At 63.0% G+C, this 25920-nt stretch carries 27 protein-coding genes and 1 pseudogene; 17 read left to right on the plus strand and 11 right to left on the minus strand.

Annotation, left to right across the window (positions count from 1 at the left end; all coding sequences use genetic code 11):
* Positions 1 to 124: 124 nt before the first annotated feature.
* From JKL46_RS02925 to JKL46_RS02970, 10 genes are all read right to left on the minus strand, one after another.
* Positions 125 to 352: a DUF2783 domain-containing protein gene (locus JKL46_RS02925; protein ID WP_201829911.1), complete on the minus strand. Its 228-nt coding sequence runs from the start codon at positions 350 to 352 to the stop codon at positions 125 to 127.
* Complete coding sequence (locus tag JKL46_RS02930) at positions 349 to 1953, minus strand: FAD-dependent oxidoreductase (RefSeq protein WP_201829912.1); 1605 nt, start codon at positions 1951 to 1953, stop codon at positions 349 to 351. Before JKL46_RS02930 ends, JKL46_RS02925 begins: the two co-directional genes overlap by 4 nt.
* Positions 1954 to 2154: 201 nt before the next feature.
* Complete coding sequence (locus JKL46_RS02935) at positions 2155 to 3057, minus strand: energy transducer TonB family protein (RefSeq protein ID WP_201829913.1); 903 nt, start codon at positions 3055 to 3057, stop codon at positions 2155 to 2157.
* A gap of 17 nt (positions 3058 to 3074) precedes the next feature.
* The gene (locus JKL46_RS02940; RefSeq protein ID WP_201829914.1) at positions 3075 to 3521 is read right to left on the minus strand and encodes an ExbD/TolR family protein; all 447 of its coding nucleotides are present in this window, start codon (positions 3519 to 3521) and stop codon (positions 3075 to 3077) included.
* A complete protein-coding gene (locus JKL46_RS02945) occupies positions 3521 to 4207 on the minus strand; it encodes a MotA/TolQ/ExbB proton channel family protein (protein ID WP_201829915.1) in 687 nt (228 codons plus the stop codon). Before JKL46_RS02945 ends, JKL46_RS02940 begins: the two co-directional genes overlap by 1 nt.
* 10 nt (positions 4208 to 4217) lie before the next feature.
* Complete coding sequence (locus JKL46_RS02950) at positions 4218 to 4679, minus strand: Tat pathway signal protein (protein WP_343074003.1); 462 nt, start codon at positions 4677 to 4679, stop codon at positions 4218 to 4220.
* Between the two features lie 890 nt (positions 4680 to 5569).
* Entirely contained in the window at positions 5570 to 7087 is a 1518-nt protein-coding gene (locus JKL46_RS02955) for a UxaA family hydrolase (protein WP_201829917.1), read from the minus strand.
* A gap of 43 nt (positions 7088 to 7130) precedes the next feature.
* Positions 7131 to 8537, minus strand: a complete 1407-nt coding sequence (locus JKL46_RS02960; protein ID WP_201829918.1) for a TRAP transporter large permease — start codon at positions 8535 to 8537, stop codon at positions 7131 to 7133.
* A complete protein-coding gene (locus JKL46_RS02965) occupies positions 8537 to 9121 on the minus strand; it encodes a TRAP transporter small permease (protein WP_201829919.1) in 585 nt (194 codons plus the stop codon). The genes JKL46_RS02960 and JKL46_RS02965 overlap by 1 nt, the downstream gene beginning before the upstream one ends.
* Positions 9122 to 9191: 70 nt before the next feature.
* The gene (locus tag JKL46_RS02970; RefSeq protein WP_201829920.1) at positions 9192 to 10187 is read right to left on the minus strand and encodes a sialic acid TRAP transporter substrate-binding protein SiaP; all 996 of its coding nucleotides are present in this window, start codon (positions 10185 to 10187) and stop codon (positions 9192 to 9194) included.
* A 127-nt stretch (positions 10188 to 10314) separates the two neighbouring features.
* Between JKL46_RS02970 and JKL46_RS02975 the strand changes: the two genes are divergently transcribed.
* The 11 genes and pseudogenes from JKL46_RS02975 to lpdA all read left to right on the plus strand — a co-directional run bounded on the left by JKL46_RS02975 (position 10315) and on the right by lpdA (position 20416).
* Positions 10315 to 11031 carry a GntR family transcriptional regulator gene (locus tag JKL46_RS02975; RefSeq protein WP_201829921.1) on the plus strand — a complete coding sequence of 239 codons (717 nt, stop codon included), beginning with the start codon at positions 10315 to 10317 and terminating at the stop codon, positions 11029 to 11031.
* Positions 11032 to 11140: 109 nt separating this feature from the next.
* A complete protein-coding gene (locus tag JKL46_RS02980; protein WP_201829922.1) occupies positions 11141 to 11803 on the plus strand; it encodes a peroxiredoxin in 663 nt (220 codons plus the stop codon).
* Between the two features lie 115 nt (positions 11804 to 11918).
* A pseudogene (locus tag JKL46_RS02985) lies at positions 11919 to 12797 on the plus strand (MBL fold metallo-hydrolase); the annotation flags it as partial.
* Positions 12798 to 12865: 68 nt separating this feature from the next.
* The gene (locus JKL46_RS02990; RefSeq protein WP_201829924.1) at positions 12866 to 13591 is read left to right on the plus strand and encodes a DUF2270 domain-containing protein; all 726 of its coding nucleotides are present in this window, start codon (positions 12866 to 12868) and stop codon (positions 13589 to 13591) included.
* 87 nt (positions 13592 to 13678) lie between these two features.
* Entirely contained in the window at positions 13679 to 14512 is an 834-nt protein-coding gene (locus JKL46_RS02995) for a universal stress protein (RefSeq protein ID WP_201829925.1), read from the plus strand.
* A gap of 41 nt (positions 14513 to 14553) precedes the next feature.
* Entirely contained in the window at positions 14554 to 14937 is a 384-nt protein-coding gene (locus JKL46_RS03000; protein WP_201829926.1) for an SPW repeat protein, read from the plus strand.
* Positions 14938 to 15018: 81 nt separating this feature from the next.
* Positions 15019 to 15309, plus strand: a complete 291-nt coding sequence (locus JKL46_RS03005; protein WP_201829927.1) for a hypothetical protein — start codon at positions 15019 to 15021, stop codon at positions 15307 to 15309.
* 129 nt (positions 15310 to 15438) lie between these two features.
* Positions 15439 to 16671: a 3-methyl-2-oxobutanoate dehydrogenase (2-methylpropanoyl-transferring) subunit alpha gene (locus JKL46_RS03010; RefSeq protein ID WP_201829928.1), complete on the plus strand. Its 1233-nt coding sequence runs from the start codon at positions 15439 to 15441 to the stop codon at positions 16669 to 16671.
* 3 nt (positions 16672 to 16674) lie between these two features.
* On the plus strand, positions 16675 to 17688 hold the full coding sequence (locus tag JKL46_RS03015) for an alpha-ketoacid dehydrogenase subunit beta (protein WP_201829929.1): 1014 nt from the start codon (positions 16675 to 16677) through the stop codon (positions 17686 to 17688).
* Position 17689: 1 nt separating this feature from the next.
* Positions 17690 to 19015, plus strand: a complete 1326-nt coding sequence (locus JKL46_RS03020; protein ID WP_201829930.1) for a dihydrolipoamide acetyltransferase family protein — start codon at positions 17690 to 17692, stop codon at positions 19013 to 19015.
* A gap of 3 nt (positions 19016 to 19018) precedes the next feature.
* Positions 19019 to 20416 (plus strand): dihydrolipoyl dehydrogenase, encoded by a 1398-nt coding sequence (gene lpdA / locus JKL46_RS03025; RefSeq protein WP_201829931.1) that lies wholly within the window; start codon positions 19019 to 19021, stop codon positions 20414 to 20416.
* An 18-nt stretch (positions 20417 to 20434) separates the two neighbouring features.
* Here lpdA and JKL46_RS03030 read toward each other — a convergent pair whose 3' ends face one another.
* Positions 20435 to 21640 (minus strand): S8 family serine peptidase, encoded by a 1206-nt coding sequence (locus JKL46_RS03030; RefSeq protein WP_201829932.1) that lies wholly within the window; start codon positions 21638 to 21640, stop codon positions 20435 to 20437.
* A gap of 315 nt (positions 21641 to 21955) precedes the next feature.
* Here JKL46_RS03030 and JKL46_RS03035 point away from each other — a divergent pair, with 315 nt between their 5' ends.
* The 6 genes from JKL46_RS03035 to JKL46_RS03060 all read left to right on the plus strand — a co-directional run bounded on the left by JKL46_RS03035 (position 21956) and on the right by JKL46_RS03060 (position 25789).
* Positions 21956 to 22303, plus strand: a complete 348-nt coding sequence (locus JKL46_RS03035) for a hypothetical protein (protein ID WP_201829933.1) — start codon at positions 21956 to 21958, stop codon at positions 22301 to 22303.
* 413 nt (positions 22304 to 22716) lie between these two features.
* Positions 22717 to 23124 carry a DUF1236 domain-containing protein gene (locus JKL46_RS03040; protein WP_201829934.1) on the plus strand — a complete coding sequence of 136 codons (408 nt, stop codon included), beginning with the start codon at positions 22717 to 22719 and terminating at the stop codon, positions 23122 to 23124.
* Positions 23125 to 23303: 179 nt separating this feature from the next.
* Entirely contained in the window at positions 23304 to 23795 is a 492-nt protein-coding gene (locus JKL46_RS03045; RefSeq protein WP_201829935.1) for an RNA polymerase sigma factor, read from the plus strand.
* A gap of 31 nt (positions 23796 to 23826) precedes the next feature.
* Complete coding sequence (locus JKL46_RS03050; protein WP_201829936.1) at positions 23827 to 24585, plus strand: anti-sigma factor family protein; 759 nt, start codon at positions 23827 to 23829, stop codon at positions 24583 to 24585.
* A gap of 121 nt (positions 24586 to 24706) precedes the next feature.
* Positions 24707 to 25042, plus strand: a complete 336-nt coding sequence (locus JKL46_RS03055; RefSeq protein ID WP_201829937.1) for a DUF1236 domain-containing protein — start codon at positions 24707 to 24709, stop codon at positions 25040 to 25042.
* A gap of 51 nt (positions 25043 to 25093) precedes the next feature.
* Positions 25094 to 25789 (plus strand): LuxR C-terminal-related transcriptional regulator, encoded by a 696-nt coding sequence (locus tag JKL46_RS03060; protein ID WP_201829938.1) that lies wholly within the window; start codon positions 25094 to 25096, stop codon positions 25787 to 25789.
* Positions 25790 to 25920 lie beyond the last annotated feature (131 nt).

Here is a 25920-nt window from a genome sequence, read left to right on the forward strand (position 1 = left end):
CGCGGCGGGTGAGGGGGTACCGCCCTATCCGGATAGACCTGTAACCCCTCACCCGCCGCGCTGACGCGCGTCGACCTCTCCCTCAAGGAGAGGTGAACCCGCGCTATACGCGGATAGGTGATCGCTACGAGCCGTCCCAACTGTTTCCCGTCCCTGAATCGTCATGGCGCTTCGCCAGTTCAAGCGCTTCCCGCAGCACGGCGTGGTCGCCGATGTGATTGGCGAGGATCAGCACGAGGCGGCTGTTGAGGGCGGCGCTTTGTTCATCAGTCAGCCCGCGATGGGCTTCGATGAGACCGCGATAGGCCCGGTCGGGATCGGCGAAGCGGCTTTCCGTGACGAGCGCATTCATGCTTGTTCTCCCTCAAAACCCCGGAGACGACGGGAGGCATTTGCGATCAGAGCGGGCGTCGCATGCCGCCAGCGCGCGGCGAGATGATGATCGGGGCGCACGAGATAGGTGCTGCCCGGACGTGCATCGAAGCGCTGCGCGAACAGCCCTGTCTCGTCGATAAGATCCCTGCCGATGACGATGACGTTCGAGCCTGCCGGCGGCGGTTCGCCGTTCGGCACATGCAGAAGAACCTCCTCGTTGCCGAGCGCCTCGAGCAGCCAGACAGGCTGGCCGTCGCGATCGCGCATCGGCGCATCGGGAAGCGGAGCGCCGAGGCAAGCCGAGCCCGACCAGTCATCCACATCCGGTGTCGACAAAGGCGTCTCGTAAGTCGAGGGCATCGACAGCCGGCCTGAGTTGACCATCCGCTTGGCGAAGGTCGCATGGCGCGCGAGTGCAAGCGTGGCATCGCGGAAGCGCAGCTCCTGAGCGGAGCGCGGGGCGATAAAGTCGGTCGAGCGGGTCGAATGCCCGATATTCTCATCGGCTGCCGCGGAGCGTTCGAGATCGTAGCTGTCAATGAGGCTTTCCGTTGCCTCGCCCTTCACGACGAGAGCAAGCTTCCAGGCGAGATTCTCCGCATCCTGAATACCGGAATTCGCGCCGCGTGCGCCGAACGGCGAAACCTGATGCGCGGCATCGCCTGCGAACACCACGCGGCCATGCGTGAAGCGCTCCAGGCGCCGGCATTGGAACGTATAGACCGATACCCATTCGAGCGCGAAATCGTCATGGCCCAGCATCTGCCGGATGCGGGGGATCACGCGCTCCGGCGCCTGCTCGGCCTTCGCATCCGCGTCGGATCCAAGCTGCAGGTCGATGCGCCAGACATCGTGCGGCTGCTTGTGCAGCAGGGCCGAGCGTCCCTCGTGGAACGGCGGATCGAACCAGAACCAACGCTCGGGCGGAAAGTCGCCCTGCATCTTCACGTCGGCGATCAGGAAGCGGTCTTCAAAGACCTCGCCCTGGAAGGCGAGGCCGAGCATGTCACGCAGGGCCGAGCGCGCTCCGTCCGCAGCCACGACCCAATCGGCATCGATGCTGTAGGCACCCTCGGGCGTCTCGATGGTAAGCATGGCGCCATCGTCCCGGCGTTCGATGGCGATCACCTTGTTGCGCCAGCGTATGTCGAGATTGGGCAGCTCGGCCGCGCGTTCGACGAGAGCGTGCTCGAGATAATATTGCTGCAGATTGATGAAGGCCGGCATCTTATGCCCGTCCTCCGGCAGCAGATCGAAGGCATAGAGCAATTCGTCTCGCTGAAAGACCTTGCCGAGCTTCCAGGTCACGCCTCTCTCGAGGCATGGTTCCGCGACACCGAGCCGGTCGAGAATTTCGAGCGTGCGCTTGGCGTAGCAGATGCCGCGCGATCCCTCGCCGATCCGGTCGGCATCGTCGAGCAGCACCACCTTCACGCCGCGCTGCGCCAGATCGATGGCCGTGCAGAGCCCGACGGGGCCTGCCCCGACGACGACGATGGGATGACGGACGGGAGAGGGGCTGTCCTGATCGCGGCAGCGTTGATAGCCGAACTGGTAGAGAATCTTGCGGGTGTTCACGACGTCGCTCCCGACACCAATGTTGTCGGCAACGCTGACAGAATTTCAGCCATGGCGTTTCTCCCTCTCGCGAGATGCGAAGCCAAGCCCGGCCCTTGTGCCCGGGTCGGATCTTAAAGCGGATGGCTCCCATTGTTGAGAGGCAGGGTCGGGCGCGAATATGTAACCGTCAACCTTGCGCGATCACGCCTGAACCGAGGCTCAGCGAAGGTTGAAGCGCAGGGGCACCGAGAACGTGAATTGCTGCTGCGGTATCGCATCCGGCGCGGCCGGCAGGGACGAGCCCGGCCGCGCCGCGGCCAAGGCTGCCTGATCCAGCTGGGGATGACCGGCACTGTCGACCAGAGTCGCGCTGATGACCTGCCCCGAACGGCTCATGGTGAACCTGATTGTCGCGATGCCCGTGACGCCCTGGCTGCTCGCGATGTTCGGATAGCGCAGCCGGCTCCGCAGGGCGGAGACGATGCTCGCCTTGTAGCGGTTCAGGACATTCGGATCGGCCGCGGCCGCCTGGCCGCCGGTGTTCTCGCGCGAGGACGAGACCTGCCCCTGGCGCAGCTCAGACGGAGGTGGCTTGCGTTCGACGACGGTGGGGCGCGGCGGAGGCTTGCGTTCCACCGGCTTCGGAGGCGGCTTCTTCTCGGGTGGCGGAGGCTCCTCAAGCGGCTTTGCAACGACGGCATCCGGCGGAGGAAGAATGACGGCCATCTCCGTCTCCTGCGCTTCAGGCTCGGGCGGAAGTGCTTCGACGGGCGCTGCTTCCGTCACTTGCTCGGGCTCCTGAACCTCGACCGGCTCCTTAGGCTGGACCTCGACAATCTCCTCGGGCGGCTTCGTTTCGATTGCTTCCGCCTCGACCGATAAGGCTTCTGTCTCGACGGGCGGAATTTCCGGCGCGGCCAGCGCGTCGGGGGCAGTGGCCGCCAGCTCTTCCATGGCAGGAGCAAGATCGATCGTGATCTCCTGCTCGCCCGGCAGGTCTGCCTTGTCGTGCGGCCAAAGGGTCACGGCTGTCAGCGCACCGGCATGCAGAAGCAGGGCGGTCAGAAAGGCCAATCCAAGACGGCTTGGCTCCTGCGGCGGTCTGAGGGTCTGAACGGACATTGGATGTGCTGCAGATCCTACGGGGCGGGGGTACCGCTCGGCGCCTGCGCGATCAGCGAGACCTTGCTGAATCCGGCAGCGCTGATCTGCCCCATGATCTCGACGATGCGCCCATAGGGCACAGCCCTGTCGCCGCGAACCAGGACGACCTGGCTCGGGTCCACGCCCGCAAGCTGGCGCAGACGGGGCATTATGGTCTCGGGCGCGAGCGGCTCCTTGTCGAGGAAGGGCTGGCCCTGCGCATCGATGCTGACCACCACGGGCTGCTTCGGCTGCGACACCTTCGCGGCAGCCGTCTTCGGCAGCTGCACAGGGACGCCGACCGTCATGAGGGGGGCTGCCACCATGAAGATGATGAGCAGCACGAGCATCACGTCGACGAGTGGCGTGACGTTGATCTCCGACAGGGGCGCCGCGCCGAACTCGTCGTCGGTGTCCTGCGACTGGAAAGAACCCATGCCCATTATTCGGCAGCCTCCGCCCGGACATGGGGCTTGCGGTCGCGGGCGAGACGATCGCCGAGGACGACGATGCCGGCGCCGAAGGATTGCTGGAGGCGGCCGAGATCCGTCGTCAGCTTGTTGTAGGCGATCACTGCCGGGATCGCCGCGACGAGGCCGATGGCGGTGGCGAACAGCGCTTCCGCGATGCCCGGCGCCACGACCGAGAGGCTCGTATCCTGGCTCGCGGCAATCGCCGAGAACGAGTTCATGATGCCCCAGACCGTGCCGAACAGGCCGATGAAGGGCGCGGCCGATCCCGTGGTCGCGAGAAACGGCAGGCCGACCTGAAGCTGGCGCATGTCGGCGGAGAGCGCCCCACGCATCGCGCGTTCGATCCGCTCGCGCCGCTCGGCGCGGCTCTCGGAGGCATCCTGATCGCGCCAGGCCTCGTGGCCTGCGGCAACGATCCGCCCTGCGGCTCCGCCCATCTGCGGATGAAGCTTCTCGCCCGTGCGCGCGGCGGATTCGAAGGCGCGCGCCTGGCGGCGGATGCTGCGGATGCGCAGGAGCTTCTCGAAGATGATGGTCCAGCAGCCGAGGGAGGCCAGCACCAGCAGGATCATGACGCTTTTGACGATCGGGTCGGCCTGCAGAAAGAGGCCGAGAAACGACATGTCGTGCGCTGCTGCGGGAGCAATTTCGTTCATGAGGGCAATCTCACTTCACAAAGGAAATGGCGTCGATCTTGGACGCCGTCTCGATCGCCGACAGGCAATCCTCCCGCGAGGCCGTCGTGCCTTCGCAGGTCAGGACGTCGTTGAGGAGAACGCGCCCGAAACGGGTGCAGTGGAGACCGGGAAAATCGAAGAGCTTGATGAGGGTCTTGCGGGACGGCACGGGACCGACTTCAACGGCGAGTCTTTTGGCCGCGATGCCGTCGGTGTCGAGGGCGAACAGGTCGAGCTTCAGAGACTTCCAGTTCTCGCCCTTCTGGTTGTCGATGAGAAAGTAAGTCCGGCAGCTCTCGCCCGCCGCCTCGACCTTGTTCAACTCGATGCGCAGGGGGCTTTGAGCCGGAGCCTTGTCCTGAGCCAGAGCCGTCCCGCTGAAGGGCAGGAGCAGCGTCAGGCAGGTCAAGACGCTGCCGACGGCAAATCCAGGCTCATTCCATGTGCTCATGCCCATGCGCTCTTTCTCCTCGTGCAGGCAAACGGCGGCCGGACGCGATACGCATATCCGGGCCTCTCACGAGGGCGCCGGTATCGGAACCGATCAGCACGTCCAGCCTCGCCCAAAGCCGGGAGGTTTCCCGCGGGCAACGGGATCAGATATCTGAAAGAATTCAGATAGATCAAGGGCTTAGAGAAAAATAAGAGGCGTTCTAAAACAGGTGCTATAGCGTTGAGATCGGCGAAGAATTCGCCTCTTTAAAAGGATTTGAAAGTAATTTTCTTTGTCTTGACTGTCCCCGCCTGTGGCAGGCGCACGGCTAATGGGTCGTCTGAACAGCTATTCCACACCTGCGATCAATCGTTTGTGAGCGGCGCGAACGAATTCCACGAAAATACCGTTTTGCCGCGAGAGGAGGAGTTTCCGATCCAGAAGTCAGGAGATCACGCGTGAGCTTCGACGGTCACGACAGACCTTTTCCCTCTTGGTTTCCCTACGCTTTCGCCGTTGCGGTCGCCGCCGTCGGAGCGGCGTACTACGTCCTTGGCTGAAAGCTAGCGCATCGTGCACAAAGTGGATCCGGTTTTCGCGTGCGCGACCCGCTGGGTCCGCACCCAACGATGCGCTCGTCAAAGAGTGGAGTATCGGATTGGATCCCAAAAGCGGACCCACTTTTGGGTCCGATGCTCTAGCTGGCCTGCATCCCAAAGCGAAACGAGGCGGTACATCCGCGCCCCGCTCGCATTTGGGAGAGTCCCCGACCCCCTTGCCGGATCGGTCGAGAGGATGATCGGCCAGGCACGGTTAACAATCGGTTAACGTGAATCTTCCTCTAGGGAATATTCGAGCGCAGACCCGTGCATAGCCTGCTTCTGTCGCGATCTATTATTGCGGCGCCATCACATGACGGCGCCGACCTGCCAGGGAACGAATTCGAGATCGCCGTAGCCGAGGGTCTCCGACTTGGTATGCTCGCCGGATGCGACGCGCAGCAGGATCTGGAAGATCTCCTCGCCCTTCTGCTCAAGAGAAATGCCGTCGAGGATATCGCCGCAATTGATGTCCATGTCGTCCGTCATGCGGCGATAGATGTCGGAATTCGTGGCGAGTTTCAGGGACGGCACCGGTTTGCAACCGAAGGCTGACCCGCGCCCGGTGGTGAAGGCGATCAGGTTCGCCCCGCCGGCGACCTGACCGGTCGCTGCCACGGGATCGTAGCCGGGCGTGTCCATGTAGACGAAGCCGTGGTCCCTGACCTGCTCGGCATATTCATAGACGGCGCGAAGCGTCGAGCGTCCGCCCTTGGCCGAGGCACCCAGGGACTTTTCAAGGATCGTGGTGAGCCCGCCGGCCTTGTTGCCGGGCGAGGGATTGTTGTTCATCTCGCCGCCATTGCGGGCGGTGTAATCCTCCCACCACTTGATCCGCGAGACTAGCTTCTCCCCGATCTCCCGGGTGGCGGCGCGGCGGGTGAGCAGGTGCTCGGCGCCATAGATTTCCGGCGTCTCGGAGAGGATCGATGTTCCGCCATGCCGGACCAACAGGTCCGAGGCGACGCCGAGAGCAGGATTCGCCGTGAGCGCCGAATAGCCGTCAGAGCCGCCACATTGGAGGGCCAGCACAAGCTCGGAGGCGGGACGGGTTTCGCGCTGCGCCTTCGCCGCGATCGGGAGCATATCTTTCACCGCATCGACGATGGCCTGAACGGTGCGCCGCGTGCCGCCCGTCTCCTGGATCGTCAGCGTGCGGAAGGTGTCCGTTTCCGTCAGGCCGTATTCCTGTTTCATCCGCCCGATCTGAAACACCTCGCAGCCGAGGCCGACCATGATCACGCCGGCGAAGTTCGGATGGCTCGCATAGCCCCATTGGGTGCGGCGGAGAATGTCGAAACCTTCGCCATAGGCCGCATGCCCGCAGCCCGTGCCGTGGACGATCGCCACGATTCCGTCGATGCCGGGATAGTCGCGCAGGATGCCGGAGCGCTCGACCTCGGCGGCCGCGAAGCGCGCAACGGAGGCTGAGCAGTTCACGGAGGTGAGGATGCCGATATAGTTGCGGGTGCCGGTGCGTCCGGAAGCGCGACGGTAGCCCTGGAAGGTAGCGCGCAGGTCCGGCGCGAGCAGGTCGTCGTCTCGCGCCTCGACGCAGAAGGCATAGTCGCGCTCGAAATCGTGCAGGCCTACATTGTGCTCATGCACCCATTCGCCCGGCGCGATATGCGTCTTGGCGAAGCCGATGATCTGGCCGAATTTACGGATCGGCTCGCCCTCGCGGATCGGCTCAGCGGCCATTTTGTGGCCGCGCAGGATCCGCTCGCGGGCGGTCAGACCGGCGACATCGGCGCCCTGGTTCACGAGGTCGATGGCAATGACGATGTTGTCATCGGGCGAAAGGCGGATGGTGCGCGGAGTGCTCATGGGTGTCACATGTTTCAAATGGATGGGTTGATAGAGGTCGCCATCACCGTCCCAAACCCATCTTCTGCGGAAGCCACAGTGTCAATTCCGGAATATAGGTGATCGCGATGAGTGCGAGCATCAAGGGGACGAGCCAGGGAAGGATGGCCATCGTGGTGCGCTCGACCGAGAGCCTTGCGACCCGTGCCAGCACGAAGAGCACCATCCCTAGGGGCGGGTGAAGCAGGCCGATCATCAGGTTCAGGGTCATGATCAAGCCGAAATGGATCGGATCGATGCCGAGCTTGAGCACGATGGGCAGCAGGATCGGCACGAGGATGGTGATAGCTGCGATGGTGTCGATGAAGCAGCCGACGAACAGGATGAGGATGTTGGCGAGAAGCAGGAACACCCACTTGTTCTGCGTAAATCCCAGGATCGCATCCGACAGGGTCTGGGCCGCCTGCGTGACGGTCAGCAGCCAGGCGAAGATCGACGCCGCCGTGACGATGAAGAGCACGGAGGCGGTGGTCTCGATCGTGTCGAAGGTTGCCTTGGCAAGGCTCCTGAACGTCATCGAGCGATAGCGGACGAGACCCAGAAACAGCGACCAGATGACTGCCGCGACGGCGGCTTCCGTCGGGGTGAACAGGCCCAAGGTCATCCCGCCGATCAGGATGACGGGTGCCATGAGCGCCATCACGGCGGAGAAGTCGAAATACCAGTCGAGCGCGAGCAGCACGGCAAGGGCGATGCCGATAGCAACGTTCGGGGAGATCTCGGCCTGAATCATCAGCCACACGGCAACGGGAAAGGCGAGGACGATGATCACCTCGATGCTGGCATTGCCGAGCTGGCGCCAGGAGAAGGGCGTATCCGCGCCCCAGCCGTTCCGGTAAGCGAAATAGGCGACGGTCGCCATCATTAAAAGCGTCATCACGATGCCCGGGATGAGACCGCCTAGGAAGAGCGCGCCGATGGAGACATTCGCCATCATCCCGTAGATCACGAAGGGCAGCGAGGGCGGAATGATCGGCCCGAGCGTCGCTGAGGCTGCGGTGACGCCGACCGCGAATTCCGTCGAATAGCCATGGTCCTTCATGGCCTTGATCTCGATGGTCCCGAGGCCGGCGGCGTCGGCGATCGCCGTTCCCGACATGCCGGAGAAGATCACCGAGCCGATGATGTTCACCTGCCCGAGACCACCCTTCATCCAGCCGACGAGAGCGACCGCGAACGAGTAGATCCGGCCAGTCACGCCGGCGATGTTCATCAGATTGCCGGCGAGGATGAAGAACGGGACGGCGAGGAGCGGGAAGCTCTCCACACCGGCGATCATGCGCTGCGCCACGATCACGTCGGGCACGGTGCCGCTGGCGAGGATGTAGAGCAGGGAGGCGACGGCCATCGACAGCGCCACTGGCAGGCCGAGGATCATCAGGACGAGGAAGGAGCCGATCAGGATGAGCATCAGGTTTCCGCCGGTAAAGGAGCATCGAAGGCTTCAGGACGTTCGAGCACGGAATATCCGCGCTGCCAGTTGGCGATGGCGACTTGAACGGAACGGAAGCACATCAGCACGAAGCCGATGAAGACGAAGGCATAGCTGAGATTTTTCGGCAGCTCGATCGTCGTCATCTTCTCGTCGCCGACGATGCTCATGAACTGCCAGATCAGCATGGCGCCGTAGGTGAAGAAGGCGATGCGGACGAGGTCGATGAAAGTCGCCAAAAAGCGGCCGATGCCGGGCGAGAGATAGCGGTAGAGAAAATCGACCTGGATGTGCCGGCTCATGCGCACGCACATGGCGGAGCCGACGAAGACGAGAGCGACGTTGAGGTTGGTGGCGATCTCCTCGGTCCATGCGAAGGAATCGTTCAGCACATAGCGGGAGAAGAACTGGACGAATACCGCGAGCGCCATCGCCCAGAACAGGGCGAGGGCCAGCCAATCCTCGAAGGCGTATCCGGAAAGGTCGACCGGCGCATGTTCGCTCTCGTCGAAGGTGTGCGCCAGTTCCTCGGCGCTGACCTGGGTATGGACTTCGGTCTTCATGGTCAATGTCGGTCACCCTTGGGGCTTGAAACGGCATGCGGGCCGCCTGGGGCGGCCCGCTCGTGAAGCCTCAGAGACCTTCCGCCTTCAAGGCCTGGATCTTGTCGTAATCGGCCTTGCGGTAACCGAGCGATTCCAGGGATACGCTCTTCATCACCGCGTCCTTGAAGTCGTCCTTGTTGACCTCGGTGATCGTCAGGCCCTTTTGCTTGAATGTCTCGACCAGCTCCTTCTCCTTCGCCTGGATCTCGGCCGAGGCGCGGGCGGCCGCCTCTTGAGCGACGGCGCCGAAGATCTTCTTGTCCTCATCGGAAAGCTTTGCCCAGAGCTGCTTCGAGACGATGGTGGCAAGATGATCGACGATATGGCCGGTGAGGACGATGTTCTTCTGGACCTCGTAGAACTTCTTGGCCTCGATCGTGGTCAGGGGGTTTTCCTGCGCATCGACGGTTCCGTTCTGGAGCGCCAGATAGACCTCCGCGAAGGCGATCGGCGAGGTGTTGGCGCCGCAGGAACGTGGCATTGCCAGATAGGCCGGCGCATCGGGCACCCGGATCTTCAGTCCCTTCATCTCGGCGCAGGTCTTGAAGGGCTTGTTGGTGGAGCTGTGGCGGATGCCGTAATAGGTCAGCGCCAGCATCTGGTGCCCGGTCTTGTCCGTATATCCGGCGCTGAGTTCCTTGAACACGTCGCTCTTGGCGAAGGCCAGCAGATGGGCTGCATCGCGGAAAATGTAGGGGTAATAGCCGATGCCGATCGGCGGGTAGCTGCGGGCGGCGAAGCTCGGCCCGGAAATGATCATGTCGACGGTGCCGAGCGACAGGCCCTGGTTGATATCGCTCTCCTTGCCGAGCTGGGAGGCGGGAAAGACGTCGATCTGGTAACGGTTGTTGGTTCGCTTGCCGATTTCCTGCGCTGCCCAAACGGATTGGGTATGGAACGGCTCGGATGTCTCGTAGACGTGAGCCCATTTGAGCTTGGTCTGTGCCACAGCTGGGACTGCAGGCAGGGCGAGCACGGCAGCAGCGGATAATCCGAGCAGAAAGCGTCTCGTATGGTGTATCATATCGAAAATCCTCCCAAAGCTCCGGCTTTGGGGCCGGATTTCGAGTTCCCACGAGCGGCTGTGCTCGCTTAAGAGATCCGACAGGCTGGTGGCGTTCGCCCATCGGCTCGACTAACATGTTAGGCAAATGGACGCGCTCGACAAGAGAAAAAACTACGCTTTCCTCGCTCCCCTGGAGCGCGGGCCGAGGGGCAATACAACCGAGCAGGTGGAGCGCTCGCTCCGCGCCGCGGTCGTGGCCCTTGATTTTGCACCCGGCGAATTCATCGACAAAGGGGCGGTTTGTGCCGCGCTCGGGGTGTCCCGCTTTCCCGTGTCCGAGGCTCTGGCCCGCCTGGCGGCAGAGGGGCTTGTGGAGATCCTGCCGCAGCGTGGCTCACGCGCCGCCCGCATCCGCCTGTCGGAGATCAAGGAATCTATGCTGATCCGCCAGGCCCTGGAGGGCATGGTGGCCGAGATCGCTGCGAGGAGCCTGCCGCCCGAGACTCTTCAGGCGCTCCGCGGCAACCTCGAGGCACAGCAGGAGGCTGTTTCGCGTGGCGACCGTCCCGGCTTCTACGTGCTGGATCTCGATTTCCATATGATCCTCGTCCAGGGGCTGCAGCTGCCGCGCGTCGCCGCAGCGATCGATGCGTCACGCGCCAATATCGACCGTGTGCGGCGTCTGCTGTCCTCGCCTCGCCGCCATGCGGTGACGCTCGCCGAACATCGGGAGATTTTCCGAGCGCTGGAGGCTCGCGATGCGCAGGCGGCACGGCGCGCGGTCGATGCGCATCTGGAGGCCGTCATGGAGGAACTGGGGCGCTTCTCAGTCGAGCACGCAGAGGTCTTCGTTCACGTTTGAAGCCGGTTGAATTCGGTGATTTCTCCCTCGGAAGCGACACTTCACCGCAGATTTCTTCGGGTATATACCTATCGGCCGGTAAGGGACCTCGCTTGCAGGAGAATGACCAATGACACTCCAGATCGGCGAAGTTGCGCCGGATTTCGAAGCCGAGACGACCGAAGGGCGAATCCGCTTCCATGACTGGGTCGGCGATGCCTGGTGCGTGCTCTTCTCTCATCCCAAAGATTTTACGCCCGTCTGCACGACGGAGCTGGGATACATGGCCAAGATCAAGCCCGAATTCGACCGGCGCAACGTGAAGGTCATCGGGCTCAGCGTCGATCCGGTCTCCAATCATGCGCGATGGGCGGAGGATATCAAGGAGACGCAGGGGACTGCGCCGAACTATCCGATGATCGGCGATTCCGATCTCACGATCTCCAAGCTCTACGGCATGCTGCCTGCGAGCACGAGCGGGACATCCGAGGGCCGGACGCCGGCGGACAACCAGACCGTGCGCAATGTTTTCGTCGTCGGGCCCGACAAGAAGATCAAGCTCGTTCTCGTCTATCCCATGACCACGGGTCGCAATTTCGATGAGGTGCTTCGCGTCGTCGACTCGCTCCAGTTGACCGCCAAGCATCGCGTTGCGACACCTGCCAACTGGAAGCAGGGCGAGGACGTGATCATTGCAGGCTCGGTGTCGGACGACGAGGCCAAAAAGATCTATCCGCAGGGCTGGAAAGCGCCGAAACCCTATATCCGAATTGTGCCGCATCCTCAGGGCTGACGGGACGTTTCTTCGAACCGAACGGCTCAACGCCGATGCGATCGCAAACGTGCGTCTCCAGGGAGCAGGAGCAATGAGTACAGCGGCTTTCCCGCAATCGACGGCCGACCATTCGCGAGGCAGGCCGCTTGTCGAAGCCTTCTTCGACAAGCGGACCTGCAGCGTTCAATATGTGGTCTCCGATCCCGCGTCGGGGATGTGCGCCATTATCGATCCCGTTCTCGACTACGACGAGAAGTCGGGATCCACCGCGACCGCATCGGCAGACGCCCTGTTGGCTTTCGTGCGCGACCGGGGGTTCACTGTCGAGTGGATCCTCGACACGCATCCGCATGCGGATCATCTGTCTGCGGCCGCCTATCTGAAGGAGCGAACAGGCGCGAGAACGGGCATCGGCGAACGGATCGTCGATGTCCAGAAGCTCTGGAAGGAGATCTACAATCTCGATTCCCTGAAGGCGGACGGCTCGCAATGGGACCATCTGTTCGCCGACGGCGATATCTTTCATATCGGCGAGATCGATGTGCGCGTGATCTTCTCTCCGGGCCATACCTTGGCCTCGATCACCTATGTCGTCGGGGATGCGGCGTTCATCCACGATACGCTCTTCATGCCGGATTTCGGTACCGCCCGATGCGACTTCCCCGGCGGGGATGCGAGAGCCCTATGGCGCACGATCCAGCGCATTCTCGGCCTGCCGGACGAGACCCGCCTGTTCTCGGGCCATGACTATATGCCGGGAGGCCGTCCGCCGGCCTGGGAGAGCACGGTCGCCAGCCAGAAGGCCCAAAATGTCCATCTCGCGCAGGCCTGCAACGAGGACGAGTTTGCTGCGCTGCGTCAGGCGCGGGATGCGAAGCTGCCGATGCCGAAGCTGATCCTGCACGCCCTCCAGGTCAACATCACCGGCGGACATTTGCCGGCGCCCGAGGCGAACGGCACGCGCTATCTCAAGATTCCTCTCGACGCACTGCCCTACGCCGTCTGGGATTAGCCTCATAGTCGGACATCTGTGGGATCGGAAGCCCCTGCCGGAACGTTGTCTCCGCAGGGAGCGATGCCATGCTGCCGAAAAACGATCAGAACGTCGTCCAAAATCTCCGCCCGCCGATCACGGCGCCGGTCTTTCCCAGCACCTCGACCGAATTCATCAACGTCCTGGCGCACTACCATCGCGCCGAGATCGCTCGCATGGCAGGCTGGCGCGACCGGATCGACAGGACGACCAATTGGGCGATCACCGTGGTCGCTGCCATGCTGTCGGTTTCCCTGTCGACACCGACCGCGCATCATGGCGTGCTGATCTTCGCGATGGTGCTGGTCCTGCTGCTCCTCGTGATCGAGGCGCGCCGCTATCGCTTCTTCGACGTTTACCGCAATCGCGTGCGCCGCTTGGAACGCAACTATTACGCGCAGATCTTCGCGCCAGAGGACGGCACGACGAACGACTGGATCGTGAAGCTCGGCGAGGATCTCAGGCAGCCCCTGTTCCTCACATCGACCAGCCAGGCTCTGTCGCGCCGCCTGAGGCGCAACTATTGCTGGATGTTTCTGATTCTTCTCTTCGCTTGGCTGGTCAAGACCACGTTCATCCGGATGCAGGAGAGTGCCGTCGATGCCCATCTCGTCACGTCGGTCGGGGAATGGATGCGAAACGCCGCCATTGGTCCACTGCCAGGATGGTTCGTGATTGCCGCCGTGGCAGTTTTCTATAGCTGGATCCTCTATGCCAGCCTGCGCAAGCCGGTCGGGGAGGGTGAGCTGGCCTTCGGCAATGTACATGTCTGACGATACCGAAGAATAGACATGCTTGATCCAGGTTTCGGGAGTATAGTGTTTCCTGTAGAGGGCTAAACGGCTGCCGAGGTGGTTGCCATGAAGGCCATTCTGGTTCCAGTCGAGCAACACGGTTTCATGCGCTCGGTCCTCGACGCGACGGTGCTGATCGCAGGTCGTTTCGGGAGCCACATCGAAGGTCTCGCACTCGGCCCTGACATCCCCGACATCATCGCCTTCGACGTTCCGGTCGGCTGGACTCTCTTGAGCGAGAAGGAGCAGCGTGAGCTCATCGAGCGCTCCCGCCAATTGTTCGAGGAGTTCATGGCGTCCTGCGCCGTGCCGCGGGAGAGCAGGGGGCCAGACGATCCTTCCTGCAGCTGGGTCGGGCCTCAGCTCTTCGGCGACAGTTCCATCGGAAGTTATGGCAGGGTCTTCGACCTGATCGTTCTCGGGCGGCCGGGGGCGCACGATGAGCCGCCGCGCCAGAGCGCCCTCGAGTCGGCTTTGTTCGAGGGCGGGCGCCCCGTCCTGATCGTGCCGCCCCGATCTCCGGCAGTCATCGGCGAAACGGTCATGATCGCCTGGAACGCGAGCACGGAGACGGCCCGGACGGTAGCGCTCGGGATGCCCATCCTGACCAGGGCCGAGCGCGTCATCGTGCTGACCCTGGACGGCTGGAACGTGGACGGGCCGAGCGGCGCCGAACTGGCCTCGCGCCTCTCCCGGAGCGGCATCCGGGCGGAGGCCGTGACACGCCGGCTGAACACGCGCAACCCGGGCGAGGCCATTCTGGAGGAGGCGGCGGGCTTTCGTGTGGATCTGCTGGTCAAGGGCGCCTATACCCAGAGCCGCCTGAGACAGATGATCTTCGGCGGAGCGACGAGCCATATCCTCGCCCATGCCGAGCTCCCGGTCCTGATGGCTCACTAAGCCCGGGGCCTGCTGAGACGGCGCGTCGAGAGGAGGCGTCGATGAACATCGCCAACAACCGTTCCGACATGGCCATCAACTCGGCCAATATGGTTCTCGGAATCATCTTGTTCATATCGCCGTGGCTGTTCGGCTTCAGCAGCGAGCCATGGGCCGTCCTGAACGCGCGGCTCGCCGGAGGCTTCGTAGTCCTGCTCGCGCTCCTCGCAACGGTCCGCGCTTACGATTGGGAGGAATGGCTCAACGTGATCGCGGGTCTTTGGATCATCGGAGCGCCCTGGCTCCTCTGGTTCGACGGCGTGCTCGCCGCGCGCTGGGTTCATGTCGCCGTCGGGTTCTGCATCGTCGGGATCGCCGCTTTCGAACTTTATCGGCTTTACCACGCGCCCGATCGACCGGCGGCAGAAGGCCGCCGGACTCGTTAGCAGGATCTGCATCACAAAGGCTGGAAGCTTCAACGACAATGGGGCGCCAGGGGCGATCGTCGACTGCGATGGGAGGCATCGATGTATGTCGTCATTCGGAAATTCGACCACATGCGGTCCGTCCCCGAGGCTGCGCGCCGGGCCGAAAGCGGGCTCGGCGAGATCCTGCGGAAGTCTCCAGGCTTTCAGGGCTATCACGTGTTCGACAGTGGCAACGGCACCGGCGGGTCGATCACCCTGTTCGACAGCAAGGAGGCCGCTCTCGCCGCCAACGAGAAGGCCATGACCTGGATCCGTGCCAGCCTAGCGGACCTGATCCAAGGAGAGCCGCAGATCACCGTCGGCGAGGTCCTGGCCAGCGTGAAGCCATAGCTATTCTCGCTCGTGTGAACCTGTCGGTGTGAAGGAGCGGTAAGCGAGATCCTCGTGGATAAGAAACGGCCGAGCCTATGGCCGGATGGTGTTTCGCTTCTAGTTTCTAGCGCGGGAGAGCGAAAAACCATGACCACAGACGGAAAGCTGACGCTTCATGTGCCGGAACCGGCCGTTCGGCCGGGAGGAACGCCCGATTTCTCGAACGTGAAGATCCCCAAGGCCGGGGCCGTGCCCCGGCCGGAGATCGACGTGGAACCGGAAACCATCCGCGATCTCGCTTTCTCCATCATCCGCGTCCTCAATCGCAACGGCGAGGCTGTCGGTCCCTGGGCGGGGCTCTTGAGCGACGAGGAGCTCGTCGCGGGCATGCGGCACATGATGACGCTGCGCACCTTCGATGCCCGGATGCTGATCGCCCAGCGCCAGGGCAAGACCTCCTTCTACATGCAGCATCTGGGCGAGGAGGCGGTCAGCTGCGCCTTCCGCATGGCGCTGCAGCCGGGAGACATGAATTTCCCGACCTATCGGCAGGCGGGGCTGCTGATCGCGGGCGGGTATTCCATGGTCGACATGATGTGCCAGATCTATTCCAATTCCCGCGATCCGCTCAAAGGCCGCCAGCTGCCGGTCATGTATTCCTCGCAGGAGCACGGCTTCTTCACGATCTCCGGCAATCTCGCGACGCAATACGTGCAGGCCGTCGGTTGGGCGATGGCCTCCGCCATCTCCAACGACACCAAGATCGCTGCGGCCTGGATCGGCGACGGCTCGACGGCGGAATCGGACTTCCATGCCGCTCTCGTCTTCGCCTCGACCTACAAGGCCCCGGTCATCCTCAACATCGTGAACAACCAATGGGCGATCTCCACCTTCCAAGGCATCGCCCGGGGCGGGGCAGGGACGTTTGCCGCCCGAGGGCTCGGCTTCGGCATCCCGTCCTTGAGGGTCGACGGCAACGATTATCTTGCCGTTTACGCGGTCGCGAAATGGGCCGCGGAGCGCGCCCGGCGCAATCTCGGGCCGACGCTGATCGAATACGTCACCTATCGGGTCGGCGCGCATTCCACGTCGGACGATCCATCAGCCTATCGTCCCAAGACCGAATCCGATGCCTGGCCGCTCGGCGATCCGATCATCCGCCTGAAGAACCATCTCATCCTGCGCGGCGCCTGGTCGGAGGAACGGCATAAGCAGGCGGAGGCCGAAATTCTCGATACGGTGATCGCCGCTCAGAAAGAGGCGGAGAGCTTCGGCACGCTTCATGCGGGCGCCAAGCCGTCCGCGCGCGAGATGTTCGAGGGCGTCTATGCCGAGATGCCGCCGCATCTGCGCCGGCAGCGTCAGCAGGCAGGGGTTTGATCCATGGCGCGCATGACGATGATCGAGGCCATTCGCGATGCGATGGACGTGATGATGGCGCGCGACGAGAAGGTCGTGGTCTTCGGCGAGGATGTCGGCTATTTCGGCGGCGTCTTCCGCTGCACGGCGGGCCTGCAGCAGAAATACGGCAGGACGCGCTGCTTCGATGCGCCGATCAGCGAGGCCGGCATCGTCGGCACCGCCATCGGCATGGCAACCTATGGCCTGCGCCCCTGCATCGAGATCCAGTTCGCCGATTACATGTATCCGGCCTATGACCAGATCGTGTCCGAGGCGGCGCGCCTGCGCTACCGCTCGAACGGTGAATTCACCTGCCCGATGGTGGTGCGCATGCCGACCGGCGGCGGTATCTTCGGCGGGCAGACGCACAGCCAGAGCCCGGAGGCGCTCTTCACCCATGTGTCGGGGCTGAAAACGGTGGTTCCCTCCAACCCTTATGACGCCAAGGGGCTTCTGATCGCGGCCATCGAGGATCCGGATCCGGTGATCTTTCTCGAGCCCAAGCGGCTCTATAACGGCCCCTTCGACGGCCACCACGACCGACCTGTGACGCCTTGGTCGAAGAGCGATCTGAGCGAGGTGCCGGATGGCCATTTCAGTCTGCCGCTCGGCAAGGCCTCGATCGTGCGCGAGGGCGCGGGCGTGACCGTGCTGACTTATGGAACGATGGTCTATGTCGCGCAGGCCGCGGCCGCGGAAACCGGTATCGACGCCGAGATCATCGACCTGCGCACCCTGTTGCCGCTCGACATGGAGACGATTGCCGCATCGGTCCGCAAGACCGGGCGCTGCGTCGTCGTTCATGAGGCGACGCTCACCTCCGGATTTGGCGCGGAATTGTCGGCCCTCGTCCAGGAGTCCTGCTTCTTCCATCTGGAAGCGCCGGTCGTCCGCGTGACGGGTTGGGACACGCCGTATCCGCACGCCCAGGAATGGGACTACTTCCCGGGGCCTGCGCGTGTCGGGCGGGCTCTGGTCGAGACGATGGAGGCCTGACATGGGCGAGCACCTGATCAAGATGCCCGATGTCGGTGAAGGCATCGCCGAGGCCGAACTCGTCGAGTGGCACGTCAAGGTCGGCGATCTCGTTCGTGAAGATGCGGTCCTGGCCGCCGTCATGACCGACAAGGCCACCGTCGAGATTCCCTCTCCCGTCGATGGGGAAGTGCTCTGGCTCGGCGCGGAGATCGGCGACGTGGTGGCGATCGGTTCGCCCCTGATCCGCCTGAAGGTGGAGGGAGAGGATAGCGTCGCTCCCGCCGGCCAGGACGAGAAGGCGGCCGAGCCTCCCGCGAGGCCCAAGGACATCGAAGCTCAGGCCGATGGTGCCGTGAAATCATCGGAGGCCATCGTCGAACGGCAGGGCAAGAGCGCCCCGCCACCGCGCCCGCCCGAGCCGCCGCAGAGACCTCCGGTGCGCACGCATCTGCCGTCGGTTGCACGCGCGGAGGGCGAGAGGCCCATCGCTTCGCCCGCCGTACGGCTGAGGGCACGCGAGGCTGGAATCGATCTGCGCCAGGTTCCCGGCTCCGGCCCGGCGGGCCGGATCACCCATGAGGACCTGGACGTCTTCTTCACCCATGGGCGGCAGGTCGCCAAGGCGCCGGGCCTTGCTCAGAACAATTCGGTCGAGCACGTCAAGGTCATTGGGCTGCGCCGCAAGATTGCGGAGAAGATGGCGCTTGCGAAGTCGCGCATCCCTCACATCACCTATGTCGAGGAGATCGATGTGACGGCGCTCGAGGAGCTGCGCGCCGCGCTCAATGCGAACAAGCGTTCCGAGCGTCCGAAGCTGACGCTGCTGCCGTTCCTGATGCGCGCGATGGTGAAGGCCATCGCCGAGCAGCCGCACCTGAATGCGATCTACGATGACGATGCCGGCATCGTGCATCAGCATGGCGGGGTGCATATCGGCATTGCGACGCAGACGGGATCGGGCCTCATGGTACCGGTGGTGAAGCATGCGGAGGCACGTGATCTCTGGGAGTGCGCCGCGGAGCTCAACCGGCTTGCGGAAGCCGCCAAGGCCGGATTGGCAAGCCGTGAGGAATTGAGCGGCTCGACGATCACGATCACGTCGCTCGGCGCCATGGGCGGCATCGTGACGACGCCTGTGATCAACTATCCGGAGGTCGCCATCGTCGGCGTCAACAAGATGGTGGTCCGGCCGGTCTGGGATGGCTCGACCTTCGTTCCGCGCAAGATGATGAACCTGTCATCCAGCTTCGATCATCGCATCATCGACGGCTGGGATGCGGCCGTCTTCATACAGCGCATCAAGACGCTCCTGGAGACACCTGCCATGATCTTCGTAGAGGCCTGACCGATGAAGGACATTTCCTGCAAGCTCCTCGTCATCGGCGCCGGCCCCGGAGGCTATGTCTGCGCCATTCGCGCGGGACAACTCGGCATAGACACGGTGATCGTCGAGATGGCGAAGCCCGGCGGCACCTGCCTCAATATCGGCTGCATTCCTTCCAAGGCGCTCATTCACGCGGCGGAGGAATTCGACAAGATCGCGCACCTCGCGTCCGGTCGAAATGCGCTCGGTATCACGACAACGAAGCCTGCGATCGATCTGTCTCAGACCATCGCCTGGAAGGACGGCATCGTCGGCCGTCTCACCGGCGGCGTCTCGGGTCTGCTCAAGCGGGCGAAGGTGAAGGTGGTGCAAGGCCGGGCGCGTTTCCGCGACGGGAAGACGGTGGAGGTTGAGACGGAGACGGGCCGCCAGATCATCCGGGCGGAGAATGTGGTGATCGCGACCGGATCGGTGCCGGTCGCACTGCCTTTCCTGCCCTTCGGAGGCACGGTCATCTCCTCGACCGAGGCGCTGTCGCTGAGCGCCGTTCCTGACCGCCTTGTCGTCGTCGGCGGTGGCTATATCGGCCTCGAACTCGGGACCGCGTTCGCCAAGATGGGCGCAAAGGTCAGCATCGTCGAAGCGCAGGACCGTATCCTGCCGCAATACGATGCCGAACTGACCCGCCCCGTTTCGAAAAGGCTGAAGGCCCTTGGTATCGAAGTGATGACCGGTGCCAAGGCACGCGGTTTGGCGAAGTCGGGCGGAGCCTTGCTGGTCGAGGCGGAGGACGGCACGGAGATATCGCTCCCGGCCGACAAGATCCTCGTCACCGTCGGTCGCAGGCCGGTTACCCAGGGTTGGGGATTGGAAGAACTGGTCCTCGATATGGAAGGAGCTTTCATTCGGATCGATGAGAGATGCCAGACCTCCATGCGCGGGATCTACGCCATCGGCGATGTGACCGGTGAGCCGATGCTGGCCCATCGCGCCATGGCCCAGGGCGAGATGGTTGCGGAGATCGTTGCCGGGCATAAACGGGCGTGGGACAAGCGCGCCATCCCGGCCGTCTGCTTCACCGACCCGGAGATCGTCTCGGTCGGGCTGGCCCCGGACGAGGCGAAGAAGACCGGCGGCGAGACCAAGCTGGGCCTCTTTCCGTTCCTTGCGAACGGCCGGGCGATGACCAAGCAGGGCGAGGACGGCTTCGTGCGCGTCGTTGCCCGCGCCGATAATCACCTGGTGCTCGGCATCCAGGCCGTGGGGCAGGGAGTCTCTGAGTTGGCGGCGGCCTTCGGGCTGGCGATCGAGATGGGCGCGCGGCTCGAAGACATTGCCGGGACCATCCATGCCCATCCGACGGAAGGCGAGGCCTTCCAGGAAGCTGCCCTCAAGGCCTTGGGCCAAGAGCTCCATATCTGACTGCCGAAGAACGCGGCGTCAGGGGACCTCGATGCCCGGTGCTGCCGTCGACTGCGCCACCGGAGTCTCGTCTTGGCTGGGCCGGCACAGGTCCGCTGCCTGAAGCAGGCCGTATCCAAACGTTTTGTCGCGTCCCGGCTTGCCCAGATCCAGCGTTCTGCCTTCAAGCGTTCTCCGCACGCTCGCAGCATCCGGTGAGGTATCGGAGACGCTCAGGATGGCCGCGGCAGCGGAGATGAAGGGCACCGCATAGGACGTGCCGCTTTTCGCCGTGCCGCCTCCGCCCGGGACGGCAACCCACAGATCCACGCCCGGTGCCGCAAGGTCAATGTATTCGCCCTGCGTTGCCCGGCTGTAGATGGCGAGTTTGCGGTCGACAGCGGTTACGGCGATGACGCCGGGATAGGCCGCGGGATAGGAAGGCGCTGCACCCGGGCCGTTATTGCCTGCGGCAGCCACGATGATCATGCCCTTCTCCTGGGCCGATGCGATGGCGCGTTTCAGCACCTCGTTCGGAGGACCCGACAGGCTCAGGTTGACGATCCGCACATTGCGTTCGCTCAAGGCTTCCAGCGCCGCGACGAGGGTCGCGACATCGGTGCGGTCGGCGGTTCCGCCATCGCGATAGAATGCATCCACTGCGATGAGATCGGCCTGGGGGAGAAGGCCGGGAGCGCTGCTGCCGCTTCGCCCGACGAGCAGCGCTGCGACCGCGGTGCCGTGATCGCGCTGCGATGGGGCGCCACGCGACTGCGGCATCGGCAGCACATCGATCGACTGGCCTTGCAGCGCTTCGTGATTTTGGTCGATGCCCGTGTCGATGAGGCCGATGGTGGGAACGGGGCCGCATTGCTGAGGCGGCATGTTCCAGCCGACGAGGGACACCGCCTCGCAGCCGGGTCCTGTGCAGGTTGAGCCTTCATCGGTGTAATAGAAATGATCGAAATCGGCTGTCGCTCCCGCATCGGTCACAAGAACCCTGCGCCGCGCTTCATTCAGCGACATGCCGCGCGGGGGAACCAGCCGGGTCACGCTGGCGAGCGTTCCTCGCGTCTGCAGGTCCGCGTGGAAGCCCTGAGCCTTCAGACGATTCAATCCCAGCGGCGAAAGTTCCGCCGCGATGATCGAGCGCTCCGCCCGTGCAGGCTTCGGCAAAGCCGAGCCGGCAGGCGTGTAGGCGGCAGCCGGCCCCGACGATGCGGCGCCCGCGCCACCTGCCATCATGCCCGATCGATCGACGGCTCTGCCCGCTTTCGTTCGATTCTCCTGCATCTCCCGGCGCGCGGGTGCCTGTTGAGAACCGACCTTGGCAGAGGCGGATCTGGTCCGTGCGGTTTTGGCTTTTTCGGTCTTGCGCGTGCTCGTCCGCTTGTACGTCACGGGATCAGGGGGAGGCGTGCGCAGGCTTGCGGCGATGGCGCCGAAGAGCGCCGACAATCCGGTTACAGGTGATTGCGACGAGCGGAGACCGCCTTGTGAATTGGAGGCTTTCCGACCGGACGATTGTCCGCCGTTGGACGAGCTGTTCTGTCCCGAAGATTGGCCCTTTCCGTTCGATTGCCCGGCATTCGAGCTGTTGCCCTGGTTGCCATTCCCATTACCCTTGCCACTTCCGTTGTCGGCGCCGTTCCCACCCGCGCTGCCTTTGGCCCCGTTCCCGTTGCCGTTGCCATTATTTCCGTTCCCGTTACCTTTCGAGCCTCCGTTCCCATTTCCGTTGCCGTTATTATCGGAATTCCCGTTTCCGTTGCCATTCCCCTTGCCGCCGTTTCCGTTGCCTTCATTCCCGTTGCCGTTATTGCCCTCTTTGGCCGTGGCGGCGGATCCCGCGACTGCAATGCTCAAGCTTTGGCCGAGATCGATTTGAAGCCTGACGGGACAGGCTAACGCGAGGCAGGAAACCGCAATCAGGAGGGGCCGTCGTCTCGCCATCATCGATGATGCTCGTCCTTCGCCGGTCGCTCTCCAACACGCAACGGGTTCAGCAGTGGGGATCCGGAAAATGCCTTCAGTTCTAGACAATCGTTGAGCGGCGGGTTTGTTCGATAAACGCGCGGAAAGCCAGAGGGTATGTCAGCGTCCATATTAACGGGATCGTCGGGCGGTGCGCTATATTGCCAAGCAGTGTTTTGTGAATGGAAGGTGAATGTTGGAGAAAATAAATATTCATCTTCCATTCATGTTGAAAATAACCTGCCACGTTACGTGTAAATGTCGCCTCTTGCTATGAAACCACTCCGATGATTGCGCGTTGTTTGCTGCGGGGCGACAAGCCCACATGTTCATACAGGAGTAAGCTTATGTCGAAGAAGATCCTTCTCGCCGGTATTGTCATTGCTGCGCTTACGCCTGCTGCTGCCTTCGCTCAGTCCGGTGGTGCCGCCGCCGGCGCCGCGACGGGCGCGGTGGGTGGCGCCATCGTCGGCGGCCCGGTCGGTGCTGCCGTCGGCGGCGTGACGGGCGCGATCGTGGGCGGCATCGCCGACCAGCAGCAGCCTGAGTTCCGCCAGTATGTCACCACGCAGAAAGTGCCGTCCTACGCCTATCGCGAAGAGGTGCGCGTCGGTGCGGTCCTCCCCGAGGCCGGCGTGACCTATCACGAGGTTCCTGCCCAGTACAAGGTGAAGGGCTACCGCTATACGGTCGTCAACAACACCCCCGTTCTGGTCGAGCCGGGCAGCCGTAAGATCGTACAGATCATCCGCTAACGATCGAAAGATCCTAGGTTGAATGGGTGGACGGCCTTCGGGCCGTCCATTTCTCTTTCCACGGTCTCAAAATCGCGAGGCCCATGTTTCTATTGCGTCCGCGTCGATCTCTTCTCCCGAATGTGGAATAAAACCGCCGGCTCTTCCGTTATGATACCAAAGGGCCAGGCGGAGCAGGAATGCCGACAGCCATAGGACAGGAACTGGTGGCGCTTCTGCCGCGGCTGCGGCGTTTCGCATTGGTGCTCTGCCGTTCTCAATCTCTTGCCGACGATCTCGTCCAGGGGGCATGCGAGCGCGCGCTGGCCAATGCGGACAGCTGGACGCCGGGGACCCGGTTCGACGCCTGGATGTTCCGTATCCTCCGTAATCACTGGATCGACCACCTGAGACGAATGAGAGCCGAAGGCATGGCGGAAGATGTCACAACCCAGACGCAACTGATCGGCGACCCCGGTGAGGGGCCGATCCTCAGCAGGCTGGTTCTGTCCGAGGTGCAGCGCGCCATCGACAGCCTGCCTCAGGACCAGCGTGAGGTGCTGGCTCTCGTCTGCGGCGAAGACCTGACATACCGGGAGGCAGCAGAAATTCTGAACGTTCCCATCGGCACGGTGATGAGCCGCCTCGCGCGAGCCCGCAAGCGGCTCGTGGAACTGACGGCGGCGGCCTAGAATCCGGGTACGCAGGCATGGAGCCATGATCATGTCAGAGCTGCATCTCACTGATGAGATCCTGATGGCCTTCGCCGATGGCGAGCTGGACGAACCCGTCGCGGCGGCGGTTGCAAAGGCCATGGTGGACGATCCGGGGATCGCGCGCCGGATCGTCGATTTCCAACAGAGCCGACGGCTCATGCGGTCTGCCTTTTCCGGCGCGCTTATGCCGGAGGTCCCGCCAGCCTTGCATGCCGCCGTGTCGGCCCAGATCGAAGCCTATGAGGCGAAGCAGCCTCGGGCCGTCGTCACGGACATAGGAAAGGTACGTGATACCAGGCGTTGGGGAGCGCTCTCGTTTCCGCCCATGGCCTTGGCAGCTTCGCTCGCCGTCGTCGCGGCCGGCATCGGCTATTGGACAGGTTCGTACGCCAGCAAGCGAACCGACACTCTCATGGCGCGGCTGGAGGATCCTGCCGTCCATCGCGAACTGAGCAGGGTTGCATCCGGGAACGAGGTCGATCTGCCGTTCGGCCGCCTGCGCGTAATCTCGTCCTATCGGCTCGAGGATGGTGTTCTTTGTCGCGAGTTCAAACTCACCCAGACTGCTGAGGCTGCCGATGCCGTCGCCTGCCGCCGGGACGGATGGAATGTGACCTTCGCTTTGACCGGTGAGACCGCCGGCTCAGGCTATGTGCCGAGCGACGGCGGCGGCGATGCGATGACGGCCTATCTGCAATCGGTCGGAGCAGGGGAGCCGCTCGTGGACGAAGCCGAGACCAAAGCAATGATGGACATTGCCCGGTAAGGTCACGGAAAGCTGCATTTTTCCAGGCCTTCGCAGCTTTGAGAATTTTTCTAGGGTGAGGGGAATAAACCCGCTCGCCGTTCCGTTCTCTGTTCAACTTGGCGAGTGATAGAGAATGAGAATGAGAGCCGCGTCCTATCTGGCTTTTGCCGTATTCTCCCTCGGCGCCGCTGCGATGCCCACCACGGCGCCGAACGCGACCAACACGGCGAGATCCCTGACCGAAATACCCGAGGCCGTTCGCAATATCGCTGCCGATTTCTCGGCGAGGCTCAATGCAAGGGAACTCGCGTCCGAGGCCGGTTTCGGCAGGGGCCTGTCGGTCGGTGAGAGCCTGCCTGATACGGTCGAACTGCATTCCATACCGAACCATGAAACCTATCGCTACGCCGTCGTCGACGACCATCGCTTCGTCGTCGACGCGATGTCCCGCAAAGTCGTCTACGTCATCCGATAAACGACGGGCGCTCGAGACCAGGCGCTCCGCTGGAGAAAGTGCGAGGAACTCATGTCATTGCACAGCTTGAACGGACACAGGCTGATGGCTGCCAATGAGCAGGTGGCTCAGGTCGCCGTGTTCCCAATCTGCACAAGCCCGCTGCTTCGTCTGGGGTTGGAGACGACCCTGACGGATGCTGGCTATGTCGTCCATCGCGATATGATCGACGATCATACTGGCTTACCGGAGGTTCCGACGGAATCGCCCGTTCTTTTCGTTATCGATGCCAACCGTTTTGCCGAAGGGGCAGTCGATCTGATCAGGAAGGCGAAGGCGCACGTTCCCGAGGCGAAGATCGTTCTGCTGGCCGATCAATTCGATCCTGCGCTCGTGTCCGCTGCCTGGAGAGCGGGAGCAGATGGCTTCTGTCTGTCCACCTATCCGCACGACATCCTCGTCACGTCGCTTGAGCTGGTGATGCTGGGAGAGTCCATTCTTCCCTCCAAAATCGCTCTCGCGATCGCGAGCGAGCATGAGGAAGACGTCCATCTGGAACGCGGGAAACTGTCCAACAGGGAGGTGGAAATCCTCGCCCTCCTGAAGGAAGGGTCGCCCAACAAGGTCATTGCGCGCAGGCTCAATCTGTCCGAGGCCACCGTCAAGGTCCATATCAAGGCCATCCTGAGGAAGGTCGGGGTCTGCAACCGCACGCAGGCGGCGCTGTGGGCACGCAGATATGCTGGCATAGAACTGGCGGCAACCTGATCCGGCGATCCTGCCTCCGGTATTGGATCGGCGGAGCGTTACATCGTCCGGCCTCCGCCAGGACCTTGAGCGGGAATCTGGACAGCGCGGCAATCCTATGGTGATCCTCCCTTAATCCGGGCAAACCGGGA

Source organism: Microvirga zambiensis WSM3693, assembly GCF_016735695.1.
In the GTDB taxonomy this organism is placed as follows: Bacteria; Pseudomonadota; Alphaproteobacteria; order Rhizobiales; family Beijerinckiaceae; genus Microvirga; species Microvirga zambiensis.

Coding starts and splice junctions, on each gene's coding strand:
- JKL46_RS02925 (WP_201829911.1), bottom strand. CDS start 352: ATGAATGCGCTCGTCACGGAAAGCCGCTTCGCCGATCCCGACCGGGCC.
- JKL46_RS02935 (WP_201829913.1), bottom strand. CDS start 3,057: ATGTCCGTTCAGACCCTCAGACCGCCGCAGGAGCCAAGCCGTCTTGGA.
- JKL46_RS02940 (WP_201829914.1), bottom strand. CDS start 3,521: ATGGGCATGGGTTCTTTCCAGTCGCAGGACACCGACGACGAGTTCGGC.
- JKL46_RS02945 (WP_201829915.1), bottom strand. CDS start 4,207: ATGAACGAAATTGCTCCCGCAGCAGCGCACGACATGTCGTTTCTCGGC.
- JKL46_RS02950 (WP_343074003.1), bottom strand. CDS start 4,679: ATGAGCACATGGAATGAGCCTGGATTTGCCGTCGGCAGCGTCTTGACC.
- JKL46_RS02955 (WP_201829917.1), bottom strand. CDS start 7,087: ATGAGCACTCCGCGCACCATCCGCCTTTCGCCCGATGACAACATCGTC.
- JKL46_RS02960 (WP_201829918.1), bottom strand. CDS start 8,537: ATGCTCATCCTGATCGGCTCCTTCCTCGTCCTGATGATCCTCGGCCTG.
- JKL46_RS02965 (WP_201829919.1), bottom strand. CDS start 9,121: ATGAAGACCGAAGTCCATACCCAGGTCAGCGCCGAGGAACTGGCGCAC.
- JKL46_RS02970 (WP_201829920.1), bottom strand. CDS start 10,187: ATGATACACCATACGAGACGCTTTCTGCTCGGATTATCCGCTGCTGCC.
- JKL46_RS02975 (WP_201829921.1), top strand. CDS start 10,315: ATGGACGCGCTCGACAAGAGAAAAAACTACGCTTTCCTCGCTCCCCTG.
- JKL46_RS02980 (WP_201829922.1), top strand. CDS start 11,141: ATGACACTCCAGATCGGCGAAGTTGCGCCGGATTTCGAAGCCGAGACG.
- JKL46_RS02990 (WP_201829924.1), top strand. CDS start 12,866: ATGCTGCCGAAAAACGATCAGAACGTCGTCCAAAATCTCCGCCCGCCG.
- JKL46_RS02995 (WP_201829925.1), top strand. CDS start 13,679: ATGAAGGCCATTCTGGTTCCAGTCGAGCAACACGGTTTCATGCGCTCG.
- JKL46_RS03000 (WP_201829926.1), top strand. CDS start 14,554: ATGAACATCGCCAACAACCGTTCCGACATGGCCATCAACTCGGCCAAT.
- JKL46_RS03005 (WP_201829927.1), top strand. CDS start 15,019: ATGTATGTCGTCATTCGGAAATTCGACCACATGCGGTCCGTCCCCGAG.
- JKL46_RS03010 (WP_201829928.1), top strand. CDS start 15,439: ATGACCACAGACGGAAAGCTGACGCTTCATGTGCCGGAACCGGCCGTT.
- JKL46_RS03015 (WP_201829929.1), top strand. CDS start 16,675: ATGGCGCGCATGACGATGATCGAGGCCATTCGCGATGCGATGGACGTG.
- JKL46_RS03020 (WP_201829930.1), top strand. CDS start 17,690: ATGGGCGAGCACCTGATCAAGATGCCCGATGTCGGTGAAGGCATCGCC.
- lpdA (WP_201829931.1), top strand. CDS start 19,019: ATGAAGGACATTTCCTGCAAGCTCCTCGTCATCGGCGCCGGCCCCGGA.
- JKL46_RS03030 (WP_201829932.1), bottom strand. CDS start 21,640: ATGATGGCAGGTGGCGCGGGCGCCGCATCGTCGGGGCCGGCTGCCGCC.
- JKL46_RS03040 (WP_201829934.1), top strand. CDS start 22,717: ATGTCGAAGAAGATCCTTCTCGCCGGTATTGTCATTGCTGCGCTTACG.
- JKL46_RS03045 (WP_201829935.1), top strand. CDS start 23,304: ATGCCGACAGCCATAGGACAGGAACTGGTGGCGCTTCTGCCGCGGCTG.
- JKL46_RS03050 (WP_201829936.1), top strand. CDS start 23,827: ATGTCAGAGCTGCATCTCACTGATGAGATCCTGATGGCCTTCGCCGAT.
- JKL46_RS03055 (WP_201829937.1), top strand. CDS start 24,707: ATGAGAGCCGCGTCCTATCTGGCTTTTGCCGTATTCTCCCTCGGCGCC.
- JKL46_RS03060 (WP_201829938.1), top strand. CDS start 25,094: ATGTCATTGCACAGCTTGAACGGACACAGGCTGATGGCTGCCAATGAG.